Source organism: Kitasatospora sp. NPDC056731 (assembly GCF_040687675.1).
Taxonomy (GTDB): domain Bacteria; phylum Actinomycetota; class Actinomycetes; order Streptomycetales; family Streptomycetaceae; genus Kitasatospora.
Genome location: NZ_JBFBNR010000011.1, coordinates 1 through 15,853 on the forward strand (window position 1 = coordinate 1; position 15,853 = coordinate 15,853).

Consider the following 15,853-nt stretch of genomic DNA (forward strand, 5'->3'; position numbering starts at 1 on the left):
GGTCGACGAAGGCCTCGTCCAGGCTGAGCGGCTGCACCAGCGGCGACAGCTCGCGCAGCAGACCCATCACGAGCTCGCCGGGCCACCACGGCCCGCCCCGGCGGCACCGCGCCCACGGCGCCACTGCACCCCCCGCCCTGTGAAGGAGGAGAGCCGTGACGGTGCGAACGCTCGCGGCAGCCGCCCTGCTCGCCCTGGCGGCCGGCTGCTCGTCGAACACCGGCCCCGCCGCGCCGGGCCCGCCCGCCCTGGTGCTCGACGAGCACGCCGACGGCACGACCGTGCGGGTGGCACCCGGCACCGTCATCCGGGTCGAGCTGCACAGCACCTACTGGTCCCCGGCCGCCGGTGACAGCCCGCGGACGCTGCGTCCGACCGCCACCGCGACCACCCCCGCCCCCTCCTGCCGGCCGGGCGGCGGCTGCGGCCGGGTCACCGCCGGCTTCCTCGCCGCCTCCCCCGGCACGGCCCGCCTCTCCGCCCACCGCACCACCTGCGGCGAGGCGCTGGCCTGCCCGCCCGGGCAGCGGGCCTTCACCGTGACGGTGACAGTCGGCTGACGGGTCAGTGCTGGACGCCGGAGGACAGCGAGAAGTCCGCGAAGTAGGCGCGCTGGGTGCTCGCCGGGCCCCAACTGGTGTCGTGGCCGCCGTAGAAGGTGGAGAAGAACACGCCGCCGAAGGGGATCCCGCCGATGCCCGAGGCCGCGGCGGGCGACGTCGACGGGGCACAGGCGGCCAGGGCGGCGGCCGCGAGCACCGATCCGAACACACGACGAGTGCTTTTCATGACTGCCCCTCCCGATGCGGGCGAGGTGCGAGGTGCGAGGTGCGAGATGCGAGGTGGCGCTGCGGCCGCGAAGATTCATCCGATCTTCCGGCGGAGGACGTCAAGACCGCGGCGACGGCTCCGACCACCGGTCGAGGAGCCCAGCCGGGCCCGCGAACCACGAGGAGCACGAGATGAAGTTCCTGATCAGCCTGCACATCAACCCGGCCGTGATGGACGCGCTGACCGACGAGGAGAAGGCGGCGATCGGCCACGGCCACGGCGAGTTCATCGAGGCGCTGAAGGCGTCCGGAGAGCTGATCACCACCCAGGCACTGGTCGATCCGACCCAGGCCGCCGTGGTGACCGTGCGCAACGGCCAGCCGGTGGTGACCGACGGCCCGTTCCTGGAGGCCAAGGAATACCTGGGCGGCTTCTACCTGATCGACTGCGAGGACAAGGAGCGGGCGATCGCGCTGGCGGCGCTGATCCCGGACACCGCCATCGAGGGCCTGGGGGTCGAGGTGCGGCAGGTGATGTTCGCCGACGGACACTTGGAGGCATGACAGCACCGGACTTCGAGGACCTGCTGCGTGCGCTCACGCCGCAGGTCCTCGGCACCTTGGTTCGCCGGTACGGCCGGTTCGAAGGGTGCGAGGACGCCGTCCAGGAGGCCGTTCTCGCCGCCACCGTGCAGTGGCCGTCCGAGGGGATGCCGGACAATCCGCACGGCTGGCTGGTGACCGTCGCCGCCCGGCGGCTCATCGACCAGCTGCGCCGCGACCGCGCGCGCCGCGAACGGGAGTCGGCGACGGCCGCCGAGGTGGTGCCGCCGGAGGTGCCGGACACCGACGACACGCTCGTCCTGCTGTTCCTGTGCTGCCATCCGACGCTCACCGCGGCCTCCCGGACCGCCCTGACGCTGCGGGCGGTCGGCGGTCTGACCACCGCCGAGATCGCCCGCGCGTTCCTGGTGCCGGAGGCCACCATGGCGGCCAGGATCAGCCGGGCCAAGCAGCGCATCAGGGCCACCGGCAGCTCGTTCGCCCTGCCGGACGGCGCGGAGCGCGAGGAACGGCTGCGGGTCGTGCTGCACGTGCTCTACCTGATCTTCAACGAGGGCTACACCGCCACCTCCGGACCGGAGTTGCACCGCCCCGACCTCGCGCGCGAGGCGATCCGGTTGACCAGGACGGTGCACGCGCAACTGCCCGGGGACGACGAGGTGACCGGGCTGCTCGCGCTGATGCTGCTGACCCACGCCCGCCGGGAGGCCCGGACCACCCCGGCCGGCGACCTGGTGCCGCTGGACGAGCAGGACCGCAAGACCTGGGACCGGGCGCTGATCGACGAGGGCGTCGGACTGGCCGAGGCGGCGTTGGCCGGCCCGACCCTGGGGCCCTACCAGTTGCAGGCCGCCATCGCGGCCACGCACGCCGACGCGGCCACCGCCGAGGAGACCGACTGGCCCCAGGTGCACGCCCTCTACCTGATCCTGGAACGGATCGCGCCCAACCCGATGGTCACCCTCAACCGGGCGATCGCGCTCGCCGAGACCGACGGCCCGGCCGCCGGGCTGGCCCTGCTGTCCGCCCTGGACGGTGACGGGCGGATGGCCGGGCACCACCGGCTGCTGTCCGTCCGGGCGCACCTGCTGGAGAAGGCCGGCGACCCGGCCGGCGCCCACGAGCACTACCGGCGCGCCGCGAAGGCCACCGCCAGTCTCGCCGAGCGGCGCTACCTGGAGGCCCGGGCCGCCCGGACCGGGCCACGCTCCGGCTGAACGCACGTCCGGGGCGTCCAAAACGTCCGGCACGCGGCCGGGGCGGGCCCGGGGTCGGCCGGGCTCACCGGCCCGGCGGCTCCATCCCCGGCCTGCCCCGCACCGCGTACGTCGGCAGCCGCAGTTCGCCGAGGACGGCCCGGGGCAGGCTCAGCCCGAACCGCCGCCCGACCGCGCCGAGGGTGCGGCGGCGGACGGCCGCGGGCGGCTCGCCCCCGGGACCGCGGGTGATCCCGTCGGGCTCCAGGACGCCTGCGGCGACCAGCTCGGGGACCAGCAGGTCGGGCTCCCGGCCCCAGCGCCAGCGCTCCTCGGCGAGGCCGAACCCGCACAGCACGGCGCCGTCGCGGGCGTAGTCGAGCAGCGCCGGCGGGTGGTCCGGCATCGGGCGGAAGTGGACCACCTCGACCCCGTCGCGCGCTATCTCGGTGAGCCGTTCGCCGCCGGTGGAGTCGCCGTACTCGACCGCGAAGGACCAGTCACCGGACTCGCCGACGCGGATCACGCCGTCGCCGTCGTCGCTCGGGCGGAACACCTCGATGTCGAGGTCCCACACCTCGGTGCCGCTGAGCGGCCCGGCCGCGGCGGCCGGATCGGCGCCCATCCGGCGGGCGAGCTCCTGCGGCGGTATCCCCCGGGCGAACAGGACGCCGTCGACGGAGCGCCCGGCGTCCGCGAGCCACCGGATGCCCTCCTCGCCCCCCGCCCCTTCGGTACCGTCCGTCATGACGCCCCCTCACCTCGCGCCGGCCCGCGTGGCCGGGCCGCCGGTCCGCACCCTAACGGACGCCACTGACAACCGGCGGTCCCCAGAAGCGTTCCGGCCGGTCGTCCTCAGCACCCTTCGGAGGAAGGGCAGTTCGACGGGGGCCGTCGGACGGCCGCGCTCAGGCGCTCAGGCGCCCCGGCGGTTCAGCTTCCCGCGCATCAGCACCGCGTACACCGCCGCCGCGACGACCATGCCGACCGGCAGCGCGAGGTCCGCGCCGACGAGCGCGGCCACCGGCCCGGTGTACAGGGTGTCCACGCACAGCGCGGCGCCGGCCACCCCGGCCGCGAGGGCGAGCGCGCCGGCCGGGTTGACGCCCGCCCGGTACCAGAAGGGGCTGCCCGGGGTCTCGTCCGTGAGCGCGCGGCCGTCGTAGCGGTTGCGGCGCAGCAGGATGTCGGTGGCGTAGATCGCGGTGCTGGGGCCGAGCAGGACGACGGTCAGCTGGAGCACGTTGCTGACGGTGTCGAGGAAGTTGGAGACCAGCAGCGCGTACAGCGTGAGGCAGACGGCGACGGTGCCGTCGACGAGCACGCTGAGCGTGCGGCGGATCCGGATGCCGACGGCTTGCAGGGCGAGGCCGGCGCTGTAGGCGGTGAGCGCGTTGACCGCGATCGTGCCGACGACCAGGGCGAGCAGGAAGACCGGGTCGAACCAGCCGGGCAGGATCCGTTGGAGGGCGGCCTGCGGGTCCGTCATGTCGACGGCGCTGGCGGCGAGTACGCCCAGGCCGCCGACGGCGACGCTGGGCAGGAAGCCGCCGAGGGCCGTCCAGCCGAGGACGGCGCGCGGGGAGGTGGTGTGCGGCAGGTAGCGGGAGAAGTCGGCGCTGGTGGTGTAGGACAGCGGGCCGGAGGCGATCAGGGTGACGCCGGCCAGGACGGCGGACCACAGGCGGGTGCCGGAGAGCGGTTCGGCGGGCGCGTAGCCGAAGTCGGCGTGCCGGAGCACCACGTACCCGACGACGGCGAAGGCGGCGGCGAGCGCCAGGGTGATCGGCAGGTAGAGCCGGAGGATCGCGGCGTGGCCGTAGACGCTGATGGTGAGCGTCACCACGACGATGGCCACCACGATGGCGATCTTGATCGGGGTGGTCGGGGTGATCCCGGCCTGCTCGGCGAGCGAGAACGCGGCGACGGCGGCCGCGGCGAGGTTGAGCGCGAAGTAGCAGACGGAGATCATCCAGCCGGTGACGGCGTTGTTCACGCGGTTGCCGAGGACGCCGTACATCGCGCGGGTGATGACCTCGCTGGGCGCGCCCGCGGCCGGTCCGGAGACCGCCAGCAGGCCGGTGCCCAGCCAGAACAGGTTGCCGGCGACGACCACCGCGAACGCCTGGAGCAGGTCGAGCCCGGCCAGGACGAGGGCGCCGCCGACGACCAGGTTGAGGTAGTTGACGCTGGCCGCCGCCCAGACGGGGAAGAGTTCGCGGGCGCGGCCGCGCCGTTCGGTCTCGGGGATGTGGTCGATGCCGTGGACCTCGACCCGGCCGGCCCGCTCCTGCTGGAGCGGCGCGGCGGCGCGGGTGTCGGGGTGGGGGTGGTCCGGGAGCGTGGACGCCATTGGGGGCCCTCCGTGGGGGTGTCGTGCCCACCTGCTTTCTTATTGGTCGCACACTCAATAGCATCCGGCACATGACGTCAAGCGTTCAGCGCAAACGGGTCCGCAAATCCGCCGACGACCGGCGGGCGGAGATCGTCGGGGCAGCCGCCGCCGTCGCCCTCACCGAGGGCCTGGAATGCATCACGCTGCGCAGGATCGCCGAGCAGCTCGACGTCCGCCCCGGTCTGATCAGCCACTACTTCCCCGCCGTCGAGGACCTCGTCGCCGAGGCCTTCGGCAGCGCCGCCACCGCCGAACTGGAGACACTGCTGCCCGCCGACCCGCACGACGGGTCGCCACTGCAGCACCTCACACGGTTCTTCGCCCGCGCCACCGGGCCGGCCTACGACGACATGAGCCGGCTCTGGATCAACGCCCGCCATCTCAGCCGCTACCGGCCCGTCCTGCGCGACCGGGTCCTGGAGCAGCAGGCCGGCTGGCGCGGACGACTCGGCGGCGTCATCGAAGCGGGCGTCACCCAGGGTGAATTCCGCACCGAGGACGTCGATGTGACGGCTCTTCAGATCCTGGTCGTGATCGACGGCCTCGCCGCCCACGCCAACACCGGCCTGCGCGACCACCCTTCCGCCGTCACCCGGCTCGCCGCGGCCACCGCCGAACGTGAACTCGGCCTGCCCGACGGCTCCCTCACCTGGAAAGACTGACCACTCCACCCCACAACTCCCCTACCCCGCAGCACCGTTGGAGCCGATGTGCGCACCTCCCTCGTCCTCCTGTCCGCCCGTCTGCTCGACCCGGCGACCGGCGGCCCCCTCCCGCAGACCGCCCTGGCCGTCGCCGACGGCCGGATCGCCGCCCTCGGCGACGACCGGGAGATCCGCCGACTCGCCGACGCCGCCACCACGGTGGTCGACCTGAAGGGCGCCGTCGTCACCCCCGGGCTGGTCGACGGGCACCTGCACCCGGTCACCGGCGCCGAACTCACCCACGGCCTCGACCTCTCCGGCTGCACCGACCTCGCCGGGGTCCGCGCCGCCCTCGCCGCCGAGATCCGCACCCTCGCCCCCGGCGCCTGGCTGCACGCCTGGGGCCTGGACCCGAACGTCTTCGGCGACCGGCCGGTGGAGTCCGCCGCGCTCGCGCCCGTCCTCGACGGCGTCCCGGCGCTGCTCCAACTCTTCGACGCCCACTCCATGCTGGCCAGCCCGCGCGCCCTGGAACTCGCCGGCGTCGACGGCCCGCGCAGCTTCGCCCAGGCCGCCGAGGTGGTCTGCGACGCGACCGGGCGCCCCACCGGCCTGCTGCTGGAGGACGCCGCCTGCGAACTGGTCGAACGCGCCGCCCCACAGCCCACCCGGGCCGAACGCCGCGCCCGCCTGGCCGCCGCGCTCGCCGCCATGGCCGCCGCCGGCCTCACCGGCGGCCACGCGATGGACGCGAACGGCGACAGCCTCGACCTCTACACCGAACTCGACGAGGCGGGCGACCTGCCGCTGCGGCTGCGGGTCGCCCCCTGGTGCCAGCCCGGGGTGGACGCGGACGGGCTGCGCGCCCTCGTCGAGCAGCAGCACCGGGGCGGCCGGCTCTGGCGGGTCGACGGCGTCAAGCTGTTCATGGACGGCACCATCGACAACGGCACCGCCTGGCTGGAACGCCCGGACTGCCACGGCGAGTCCACCCACGCGTTCTGGCCCGACCCGGCGGAGTACACCCGCGTCATCGCGCACCTGCACCGCGCCGGCGTGCCGACCGCCACCCACGCCATCGGCGACGCCGCCGTCCGCCACGCGCTCGACGCCGTGGCCGCGGCCTCGGCGCAGGCCCCGGGGACGGCCGCCGCCGGGGCGCGAACCGTCCGGCACCGCATCGAACACATCGAGACCGTCCCGGACTCCGTCGTACGGCGCTTCGCCGAGCTGGGCGTGACCGCCTCCATGCAGCCCACCCACTGCTGCGACTTCACCCGGGCCGACCACACCGACAACTGGTCCCGCCGCCTCGGCGAGGAGCGCGCCGACCGCGCCTGGCGCTGCCGCGACCTGTGGGACGCGGGCGCCACCGTCGTGCTCGGCTCGGACTGGCCGATCGCCCCCTACCCGCCGCTCGGCGTGCTGGCCGGCGCCCGCCACCGCCGCCCGAGCCGCGACCTGACCCAGCCGCCGCACCACCCCGGGCAGGCGCTCACCACCCTGGAGGCGCTGCGGGCGATGACCGTCAACGCCGCGCACGCGGCCGGGGAGGAGCAGCAGGCCGGCCGGATCGCCGTCGGGCACCGCGCCGACCTCACCGCCCTGGCCGCCGACCCGCTCACCACCCCCGCCACCGAACTGCCGGACGTCCCCGTGCTGCTCACCGTCCTGGACGGCCGCCCGACGCACCGCGCCGCGGCGCTCTGACCCACCGGGCGGAGCCCGCATCGACGCAGGTCGGGGGTTATCCCCCCGAAGAACCCGGCGGTCGGCCCCAGCGCGCCGCACCCCCGCCGCGAATGATGATCATCTCACCGAGCTTTCGGGACAAGGAAACTGAGGAGAGATCATGACCACGGTGAACAAGCGGATGATCGGCCGGCGCGGGCTGATCGCGGCGACGGTGGCGGCCGCCACCACCGCCCTGCTGGCCCCGGTGGCCTCCGCCGCCCCTGCGGCGGACGGCCAACGGGGCACGGTGGTCCGCGCGTTGGAGCGGTCCGCGCACCCGCTGCGGTCGACCGAGCCCGGCGGCAGCACCAGCGACCTGCGGGCGCTCGGCGCGATGGTCGGGGACGCCAAGGTGGTGGGCCTCGGCGAGGCCACACACGGCTCGCACGAGTTCTTCACCATGAAGGAGCGGGTCTTCCGCTACCTGGTCCAGGAGAAGGGCTTCACCACCTTCGCCCTGGAGATGAGCTGGTCGGCGGGCCTGAAGATCGACAAGTACCTCCAGGACGGCAAGGGCGACGCCCGGCAGATCGTCAAGGACGAGCTGGGCCAATCACCGTGGGAGCGCCAGGAGTTCGTGGACCTGATCAGCTGGATGCGCGAGTACAACCGCCAGCACCCGGAGCGCCCGGTCCACTTCATGGGCGACGACGTCGGCGCCCCCAAGCTCGGCGAGGAGGTCTTCGCCCGGGTCGACGCCTACCTGCGCAAGACCGACCCCGCGGCCCTGGCGCGCGTCGACGGGCTGTACGCGGGCCTGCGCCCGCTCGACGACACCGTCGCCTACCTGATGAACCGGCCGGTGGCCGAGCGGAAGGAGAACGCCGCCAAGGCGCAGCAGGCGCTGGACCTGGTCACCGCCGCCAAGGGCGCCGGCGGCGAGGAGTACGACTGGGCCGTGCAGCACGCCCGCATCATTGCCCAGACCTTCGCCTTCGCCACCTTCGAACTCACCGACAAGGCCTCGGTGAACGCCGCGGAGGTCCTCCGCGACCAGGCCATGGCCGACAACACGGCGTGGTGGCAGCGCCACACCGGCGACCGGATGCTGCTCTCGGCCCACAACGGGCACGTCGGCTACCTGGCCAGCGATCCCGAGATGTACCCCAAGACGCAGGGCGCGATCCTGCGCGACACCCTCGGCCCGGAGTACCTGAACATCGGGTTCACCTTCGACCGGGGCTCCTTCCTCACCATGGGCGCCGCCCTCGGCACCGACTGGGAGAAGAACACCGTGCCCGCGGCCACGCCCGGCATGAACGAGTACACCCTGGACCAGGTCCGCCGCCAGGACTACTACGTCGACCTGCGCACCGCCCCGCGCGTGGTCCGCGACTGGCTGGACACCGCCCGACCCGTCTACGAGGCCGGGTCCACGTTCACGAAGGACCCGCTGCCCTCCGTCGCCCTCGGGCGGGCCCACGACGTCCTCATCCACCTCCACCAGGTCCACGAGGCCGAGAAGCTCTGACCTGACTCCGGCCCCGCCTCAGGCCGGCGGGGCCGCCGTCTCGGGGAACGCCCGGTCCAGCAGCGCGCCCAGGGCGGCCCGGTCCTGGCCGGAGAGCTGTTCCAGCGCGGTCAGGCCGGACATCAGGTCGGCCCGGATCAGCCGGACGGTCTGCTCGCCCCGGTCGGTCAGGGCGATGTTCTTGACCCGGCGGTCGGCGGGGTCGGGCTCGCGGCGGACCAGGTCGCGGCCCTCCAGCCGGTCGACGATGCCGGTGACGTTGGAGGCGTCACAGGACAGCAGACCGGCGAGGGCGCGCATGGAGCGCGGCCGGGTGAGCAGGCTGAGGGTCTTGCCCTGCATCAGGGTCAGCCCGTGCCCGGCCGCGGCGGAGGCGAAGTGGCGGTAGTAGGCCGCGGCCACCCGGGCGAGCTGATCCATCAGCTCGATCGGCGTGGCCGGTGGGTCCGGGTGGGGGTTCTGGTGCACGGTGTCGAGCATAGGCACATTGCTTGACATCCTCAACCATTGAGGTTTACCGTCCAAGAATGCTTGAGGTCATAAACCATCGACGTCCTCAAGCCGGCCGGAAGGACCGCGAGACCCTCATGAACCACACCCCCGCCGCCACCCCGGGAGCCGCCCCGGAAGCCCCGGAGACCGCCCCGGAGACCGCCGCCGCCACGGTCACCCGCCTGCGCGCCGCCTTCGACACCGGCCGGACCAAGCCGATCGCCTGGCGCCAGGCCCAGCTGGCGGCGCTGCGCTCGCTGCTCACCGAACAGTCCGAGGCGTTCCTCCAGGCCCTGCACGAGGACCTCGGCAAGAGCACCGCCGAGGCCTACCGCACCGAGATCGGCTTCACGCTCAACGAGCTCGACCACACCGTCACCCACCTGGAGCAGTGGCTGCGGCCGAAGCCCGCCGCCGTGCCCGAGTTCTTCCGGCCCGCCGCGGCCCGCGTGGTGCGCGACCCGCTCGGCGTGGTCCTGATCATCGCGCCCTGGAACTACCCGCTCCAGCTCGCCCTGTCCCCGCTGGTCGGCGCACTGGCCGCCGGGAACGCGGCCGTCCTCAAGCCCAGCGAGCTCGCCCCCGCGACCTCCGCCGCGCTCGCCCGGCTGCTCCCGCGCTACCTCGACCCGGCGGCCGTCGCGGTCGTCGAGGGCGCCGTCCCGGAGACCACCGCGCTGCTGGAGCAGCGCTTCGACCACATCTTCTACACCGGCAACGGCGCCGTCGGCCGGATCGTCATGACGGCCGCCGCCCGGCACCTGACCCCGGTCACCCTGGAACTCGGCGGCAAGAGCCCGGTGGTGGTCGAACCCGGCGTCGACCTCGCGGTCACCGCCCGGCGGATCGCCCGGGGCAAGTTCCTCAACGCCGGCCAGACCTGCGTCGCCCCCGACTACGTCCTCGCCATCGGCGAGAGCGCGCCCGCGCTGGAGGCCCACCTCGCCGACGCCGTCCGGGAGCTGTACGGCGACGACCCGGCGGCCGGCGGCGAGTACGGCCGGATCGTCAACGAGCGCCACTTCGACCGGCTCACCGCGCTGCTCGGCGACGGTCGGACCGTCACCGGCGGCACCCACGACCGCGCCGACCGCTACCTCGCCCCGACCGTCCTCGCCGACGTCTCCCCCGAGGCCCCCGTGATGCGGGCGGAGATCTTCGGCCCGATCCTGCCCATCGTCGCCGTGCCCGACCTCGACGCGGCGATCGCCTTCATCAACGAGCGCGACAAGCCGCTCGCCCTCTACGCCTTCACCGAGTCCGCGCACACCAAGCAGCGGCTGACCGAGGAGACCTCCTCCGGCGCGCTCACCTTCGGACTGCCGGTCTCCCACCTCGCCATGCCCGAGCTGCCGTTCGGCGGCGTCGGCGAGAGCGGCATGGGCCGCTACCACGGCGAGTACTCCCTCGACACCTTCAGCCACGCCAAGGCCGTCGTCGACAAGCCCCTCGCCTGACCGCTTCCCCCTCTCCCCCCTGGTCCGACCGTTTCTCCCCGCCCCGCCACCCCGACACCGAGCGAGCACCCTCATGACCACCATCGACCACGGCGCCGCCGTCGCCGCGGAGACCGCCCGCCTCGTCGCCGCCCTCCAGGACGCCGACCCGACCACCCCGGTGCCCACCTGCCCCGGCTGGACACTGACCGACCTCACCCGCCACACCGGCAGCGTGCAGCGCTGGTTCACCGTCCTGCTCCGGCAGCGGATCCAGCAGCCGCCCCGCAGCCGCGAGGTCGACCTGCGGCTGCCCGCCGGGCCGGACGGCTACCCCGCCTGGCTGGCGGAGGCCGCGGCCGAGGCCGGCGCCGCGTTCGCGGAGACCGACCTCGACGCCCCGATGTGGGCCTGGGGCGCCGACCAGCACGCCCGCTTCTGGGTACGGCGGATGCTGTTCGAGACCCTGGTGCACCGCGCCGACGCGGAACTCGCCCTCGGGCGCACCCCGGTGCTCGACCCGGAGCTGGCCGCCGACGGGGTGTCCGAATTCCTCACCAACCTGCCCTTCGCCGCCTTCTTCGCCCCGGGGATCGCCGAACTGCGCGGCGCGGACCGCACCATCCGCTTCACCCGCACCGACGGCAACGCCACCGACGGCAACGCCACCGCCGCGGGCGGCGACTGGCTGATCCGCCTGCGGCCCGACGGCTTCGGGCTCGACCGCTTCGGGCTCGACGCGGACGGCCCGGGCCCGGAGGCCGACGCGACCGTCCGCGCGAGCGCCGCCGATCTGCTGCTGCTCCTGTACGGCCGGCTCGACCTGGCCTCCGCCCGCCTCGACGTGCGCGGGGACGAGGAACTGCTCGCGCACTGGTGCGCCAACTCGGCGTTCTGACCTGCCCGGACGAGGAGCGGCGGCCCGGCCGCCGCCCCTCCCCCGTACGGGTGATCGACTGTCAGTGGCCGGTGCTAGCGTGCCGTTCCGTCAACAGACGATCAAGGAAAGGCGGCATCGGATCGTGGACGTCGACGTCATGTGCCACCAGGTCGCGCCCCAGCGGATCACCCAGGCCCTGGAGGGCATCGAGGACCGGGCCCTCGCCAGTTGGTACCGGATCCACTACGGCCGCCTGGCCATCAAGGAGATCCGGACGATGGGCGAGGAGCTCCTCGACCACATCGGCGCGCTCACCCTGGAGGGCCGACCGCTCAGCGGTTACCCCGCCCGGGTCATCCTGGAGACCGCGGCCGAGTGCTCCCTCGGCGTGCTGGCCCTCGGCTGCTTCCCGCGCGGCGACTTCGAGGTCCCCTTCCCGTTCATCGGCGAGACGCTGACCAGCGAAGAGACCGGCTTCGGCGACACCATCGACTTCGCCCCCACGGCCGCCACCTGGGTCGACACCTTCGCGATGTGCGTGATCAGCGGCCTGATCCAGGAGCGCCACCGCATGCTCGGCCCGCTGCTGAAGGACGACTACGGGCCCTCGGTCCGCAAGGGCCTGCCCTACTCGGACCTGGACTCGACCTCCGATCCGGCGAGCCTCGCCGAGTTGAACGCGCTCTGCTCCTACCTCTACGTCGTGCCGACCACCGTCTCACCCTGGGTCGCGCCCGGCCCCGTGCCCCTGCGCAAACCGGACGCCGAGGAGCGCACCGCAGCCGCCCGGGCGCTGGACGCCGCCGGTCGGCTCACGCCGGACCAGCAGTTGCTGCGCATCCTGCTCGACGACGACCAGAGCACCTTCGAGCGGGCCCTCGCCGCCCGCCTCGACCAGCACCGCGAGAGCAGCGCTCCGGACGCGGCCCCGCGCAGCCTGCTCCCGGTCATCCCGATCGCCCTGGCCGCACTCGCCGTCCAGGCACACGGCTGGCAGCTCGGCCTCTCCTCCGGCTACCTCCCGGCGACGCTCATACAGCCCCCGGCGCTCTGACCGCCCCACCGAAGCCGTCCGGTAGCCGCCCGCCTGTCCGTCCACGGAGTGTTCAGTGGTTGTCCAACAGACGAAACATCCCACCTTTCGAGCGACAGTGCGCCTATCATCCCGTGGTCCCCCGTCACCCATCCGGAGTCGCCCACGCATGCCCACCTCACAGCCCGCAGACACCCCCAGGCCGCACCCGTTGCACGCCCTGCGGGCCTCCGTCTTCGCCGTCGGCGCCCTGCTCCTGCTGGCCGGAATCGGCATGGTGGTCCACCAGCCGCTGCTGATCCCGCCGGTGGCGGCCAGCGCCGCCCTGGTGCACGGCGCCCCCGGGCTTCCGATCTCCCAGCCGCGCAACGTCGTCGGCGGCCAACTGCTGTCCGGCCTGATCGGCTACGCCACCCTCGCGGTCACCGGCAGCACCGCCTGGGGAGCCGCGATAGCCGCCGGTCTCGCACTGGGCGCGATGATGCTCACCCACCTCTCCCACTCCCCGGCCGTCGCGAGCGCCGTGGTCGTGGTGCTCCAGGCCCCGCCCGCCCTGCCGTTCCTGCCCCTGCTGGTCCTCTCGACCGGCATCCTGGTGGCAATCGGCCTCCTCCCCGGCCGGATCGGCGGGCACCCCGTCCGCTACCCGGTGTCCTGGTGAGCGCGCACGCCCCCCAATAAGCGCTGAGCACCCCCCTGTGAGCCGCGACTGCCAGCCGCGCCCGTGAGCCGCGACGGCCGGGCCATCCGATCGGATGGCCCGGCCGTCCGCGTTGTCGGCGTCCTGGCCGAAGAACGCCGAGTCCAGCCCGGAACCACCGGCACCAGGGGCACAGGCCGGTCTCAGCCGACGGCCGGGCGGTCCAGGAAGCGCCGGAGCCCCTCCCGCACCCCGTCCGTGGGCACGGTGGCCGCGAAGCAGGCCGCCTCGACGGCGAGGCCCTCGTCGATCGGCAGGTTGATGCCGCGAGTGACGGCCCGCAGACAGGCGGACACCGCGGTCGGCGCGTGCCGGATGATCCGGTCGACCAGGCCCCGTGCCGCGTCGAGCAGTTCGCCGGCCGGGACGACGGCGTTGACCAGTCCGATCTCGGCGGCGCGGGCAGCCGGGATCGGGTCGCCGGTCAGGATCAGCTCCAGGGCGCGCTTGCGTCCGACGTGTCGCGGCAGCCGCTGGGAGCCGCCGAACGGCGGCGGGAAGCCGAGCGAGATCTCCGGCTTGGCGAAGGTCGCGTGCTCGGCGGCGACGGCCAGCGGGGCGGCCTCGGTGAGCTCGCACCCTCCCCCGTAGGCGAGGCCGTTGACGGCGACGACGATCGGCTTCGGGAACTCCTCGATCCGCCGGGTCAGCGCGTGGCCGCGCCGGACGACCTCGCGCAGCGCCCGCTCGGGCCCGCCCGCGATGCTCCCGGCCAGCGACGGGATGTCGGCGCCCGCGCTGAACGCCCGCTGCCCGGCGCCGGTCAGCACGACCGCCCGGACGGTGTCGTCGGCGTCGACGCGGTCGAGTTCGGCGAGCAGCGCGTCGATGGTCGGGTAGTCGAGCGCGTTGAGCTTCTGCTCCCGGTCGATGGTCAGGGTGACGACGTGCTGGTCCCGCTCGCTGCGGATGGTCATGCCGGGTGCTCCGTTTCGCCTGGGCGCGGACGCCCGCAACCCGGCGGACGCCCGCGCGGTGGCGGGCGCCCCCACGGCGCCCGCCCGGTTGCGGACGGCACCGAGGCTAGGAACAACCCTCCAGGACAATCCAGTTATTGTCCTGGATACACCCTGGACACTCATCGCCTCACGACGGCAGGTGCCGCATGCGACCGCCCTCCTACAAGGCCATCGTCGACGAGTACGCGGCGGCCATCCGCTCCGGCGCGCTCCCGGCCGGCACCCGGCTGCCGACCCACCGGGCGCTCGCCCGCGAGCGGCGGATCGCCCTGGCCACCGCCACCCGCGTCTACACCGAACTCGCCGCTGCCGGGCTGGTGGTGGGGGAACAGGGCCGGGGGACCTTCGTCCGGACGCGCTCCGGCTACGACGGGATCGAGCCCTCGCGCGCCCTCCCGGTGCCCCGGGTCGCGGACCTGTCGTTCAACCAGCCGCTGGCCCCCGGGCAGGGGGACCTGCTCCGGCAGGCCCTGCGCACACTGGCCTCCTCCGGCGACGCCGAGGCGCTGCTGCGCCAGCACCCGCCAGGCGGCCACCGGCACGACCGGGCGGTGGTGGCCCGGTACCTGCTGGGGCGCGGCGTCGACACCGCCCCGGAGAACGTGCTGCTGACCAGCGGGGCGCAGCAAGCGCTCGACTGCGTGCTGCGCACGCTCACCCGGCCCGGCGACGTCCTCGCCGTCGACGCACTCAGCTACCCGGGGGTGAAGCTGCTCGCCGCCGCCCACGGCCTCGACCTGGCGCCCGTCCCGGTCACCGCGACGGGACCGGACCTCGACGCGCTGGAGCGGCTGTGCCGCGCCCGGCCGGTCCGCGCGGTGTACACCATGCCCACCGTCCACAACCCGCTCGGCTGGGTGCTCGACCGGGCGCAGCGCGACCGGCTGGCCGCGATCGCCACCGCCCGCGGCTGCGTGCTGATCGAGGACGGCACGTACGCCTTCCTGGAGGCCTCGCCGCCCGCGCCGCTGCACGCGCTGGCGCCCGAACACACCTGCTACGTCGCCGGGTTGTCCAAGAACGTGGCCCCGGGCCTGCGGTTCGGCTTCGCCGTGCTGCCCGGGCGCCTGCTGCGGGCCGCGACCAGCAGCCTGCGCGCCGCGGCCTGGGGTGCGCCCGGGCTGGTGACGGCGCTGGCCACCGGCTGGCTCGCGGACGGCACGGTCGCCCGCCTGGAGCGGCACCGCCGCGCGGACGCCGCCGCCCGCCAGCGCATCGCCGCCACCGCCCTGGCCGGCCTGGACGTCACGGCGCACCCGGCCTCGTACCTGGTGTGGCTCGGCCTGGCGGAGCACCAGCGGCCCGACCGGGTCGCGGCCGTCCTCGCGGGCGAGGGGATCCTGGTGTCCACGGCGGACGCCTTCGCCACCGGCCCGCACCGCCCCCGGGCCGTCCGGCTGGCGCTGGCCACGCCGCCGCTGGACGCGTTGGCGGGCGTGCTGGGGCGGCTGCGCGCGGCCGTCGAGGCGATCCCGCCGTGAGGCCTCTCGCGGCGCACGGCCCGCCTACCCGCAGGCCTGCCCGCTGTGGGGCCGACCCACCGCACGCGCAGCACCCCACCGCACCCGCAGCACCGCAC

General features: G+C 74.4%; 16 protein-coding genes. 11 read left to right on the forward strand and 5 right to left on the reverse strand.

Annotated features, from left to right (window positions below; all coding sequences use genetic code 11):
• The first annotated feature begins 155 nt into the window (after nucleotides 1-155).
• Nucleotides 156-560 (forward strand): hypothetical protein, encoded by a 405-nt coding sequence (locus AB0R04_RS13515; RefSeq protein ID WP_363370708.1) that lies wholly within the window; start codon nucleotides 156-158, stop codon nucleotides 558-560.
• Nucleotides 561-564: 4 nt separating this feature from the next.
• On the opposite strand, the gene AB0R04_RS13520 is transcribed toward AB0R04_RS13515, so the two are convergent.
• Nucleotides 565-789: a polysaccharide lyase gene (locus AB0R04_RS13520; protein ID WP_363370710.1), complete on the reverse strand. Its 225-nt coding sequence runs from the start codon at nucleotides 787-789 to the stop codon at nucleotides 565-567.
• 173 nt (nucleotides 790-962) lie between these two features.
• On the opposite strand from AB0R04_RS13520, the gene AB0R04_RS13525 reads away from it, so the two are divergent.
• Together AB0R04_RS13525 and AB0R04_RS13530 are read left to right on the forward strand one after the other, a co-directional pair.
• Nucleotides 963-1,334, forward strand: coding sequence for a YciI family protein (locus AB0R04_RS13525; RefSeq protein ID WP_063350380.1), 372 nt, complete (start codon nucleotides 963-965; stop codon nucleotides 1,332-1,334).
• Nucleotides 1,331-2,551, forward strand: coding sequence for a DUF6596 domain-containing protein (locus AB0R04_RS13530; RefSeq protein WP_363370713.1), 1,221 nt, complete (start codon nucleotides 1,331-1,333; stop codon nucleotides 2,549-2,551). Before AB0R04_RS13525 ends, AB0R04_RS13530 begins: the two co-directional genes overlap by 4 nt.
• A 64-nt stretch (nucleotides 2,552-2,615) precedes the next feature.
• On the opposite strand, the gene AB0R04_RS13535 is transcribed toward AB0R04_RS13530, so the two are convergent.
• Both AB0R04_RS13535 and AB0R04_RS13540 read right to left on the reverse strand, forming a co-directional pair.
• Nucleotides 2,616-3,278: a DUF6461 domain-containing protein gene (locus tag AB0R04_RS13535; RefSeq protein WP_363370715.1), complete on the reverse strand. Its 663-nt coding sequence runs from the start codon at nucleotides 3,276-3,278 to the stop codon at nucleotides 2,616-2,618.
• Nucleotides 3,279-3,446: 168 nt separating this feature from the next.
• Complete coding sequence (locus AB0R04_RS13540) at nucleotides 3,447-4,883, reverse strand: cytosine permease (protein WP_363370717.1); 1,437 nt, start codon at nucleotides 4,881-4,883, stop codon at nucleotides 3,447-3,449.
• Nucleotides 4,884-4,954: 71 nt separating this feature from the next.
• Between AB0R04_RS13540 and AB0R04_RS13545 the strand changes: the two genes are divergently transcribed.
• The 3 genes from AB0R04_RS13545 to AB0R04_RS13555 all read left to right on the forward strand — a co-directional run bounded on the left by AB0R04_RS13545 (nucleotide 4,955) and on the right by AB0R04_RS13555 (nucleotide 8,774).
• The gene (locus AB0R04_RS13545; RefSeq protein ID WP_363370719.1) at nucleotides 4,955-5,587 is read left to right on the forward strand and encodes a TetR family transcriptional regulator C-terminal domain-containing protein; all 633 of its coding nucleotides are present in this window, start codon (nucleotides 4,955-4,957) and stop codon (nucleotides 5,585-5,587) included.
• Nucleotides 5,588-5,635: 48 nt separating this feature from the next.
• Nucleotides 5,636-7,279 carry an amidohydrolase gene (locus tag AB0R04_RS13550; RefSeq protein WP_363370721.1) on the forward strand — a complete coding sequence of 548 codons (1,644 nt, stop codon included), beginning with the start codon at nucleotides 5,636-5,638 and terminating at the stop codon, nucleotides 7,277-7,279.
• A 142-nt stretch (nucleotides 7,280-7,421) separates the two neighbouring features.
• A complete protein-coding gene (locus AB0R04_RS13555; protein ID WP_363370723.1) occupies nucleotides 7,422-8,774 on the forward strand; it encodes an erythromycin esterase family protein in 1,353 nt (450 codons plus the stop codon).
• 18 nt (nucleotides 8,775-8,792) lie between these two features.
• On the opposite strand, the gene AB0R04_RS13560 is transcribed toward AB0R04_RS13555, so the two are convergent.
• Nucleotides 8,793-9,242 (reverse strand): MarR family transcriptional regulator, encoded by a 450-nt coding sequence (locus AB0R04_RS13560; RefSeq protein WP_363370725.1) that lies wholly within the window; start codon nucleotides 9,240-9,242, stop codon nucleotides 8,793-8,795.
• A 119-nt stretch (nucleotides 9,243-9,361) separates the two neighbouring features.
• Here AB0R04_RS13560 and AB0R04_RS13565 point away from each other — a divergent pair, with 119 nt between their 5' ends.
• From AB0R04_RS13565 to AB0R04_RS13580, 4 genes are all read left to right on the forward strand, one after another.
• Nucleotides 9,362-10,723: an aldehyde dehydrogenase family protein gene (locus AB0R04_RS13565; RefSeq protein WP_363370726.1), complete on the forward strand. Its 1,362-nt coding sequence runs from the start codon at nucleotides 9,362-9,364 to the stop codon at nucleotides 10,721-10,723.
• Between the two features lie 73 nt (nucleotides 10,724-10,796).
• Complete coding sequence (locus AB0R04_RS13570) at nucleotides 10,797-11,600, forward strand: maleylpyruvate isomerase family mycothiol-dependent enzyme (RefSeq protein WP_363370728.1); 804 nt, start codon at nucleotides 10,797-10,799, stop codon at nucleotides 11,598-11,600.
• A 124-nt stretch (nucleotides 11,601-11,724) separates the two neighbouring features.
• Nucleotides 11,725-12,636, forward strand: a complete 912-nt coding sequence (locus AB0R04_RS13575; protein ID WP_363370730.1) for an immunity 49 family protein — start codon at nucleotides 11,725-11,727, stop codon at nucleotides 12,634-12,636.
• 148 nt (nucleotides 12,637-12,784) lie between these two features.
• A complete protein-coding gene (locus tag AB0R04_RS13580; protein ID WP_363370732.1) occupies nucleotides 12,785-13,276 on the forward strand; it encodes an HPP family protein in 492 nt (163 codons plus the stop codon).
• A 182-nt stretch (nucleotides 13,277-13,458) separates the two neighbouring features.
• Here AB0R04_RS13580 and AB0R04_RS13585 read toward each other — a convergent pair whose 3' ends face one another.
• Nucleotides 13,459-14,232, reverse strand: a complete 774-nt coding sequence (locus tag AB0R04_RS13585) for an enoyl-CoA hydratase-related protein (protein WP_363370734.1) — start codon at nucleotides 14,230-14,232, stop codon at nucleotides 13,459-13,461.
• 188 nt (nucleotides 14,233-14,420) lie between these two features.
• Between AB0R04_RS13585 and AB0R04_RS13590 the strand changes: the two genes are divergently transcribed.
• Nucleotides 14,421-15,755: a PLP-dependent aminotransferase family protein gene (locus AB0R04_RS13590; protein WP_363370736.1), complete on the forward strand. Its 1,335-nt coding sequence runs from the start codon at nucleotides 14,421-14,423 to the stop codon at nucleotides 15,753-15,755.
• Nucleotides 15,756-15,853: the final 98 nt, after the last annotated feature.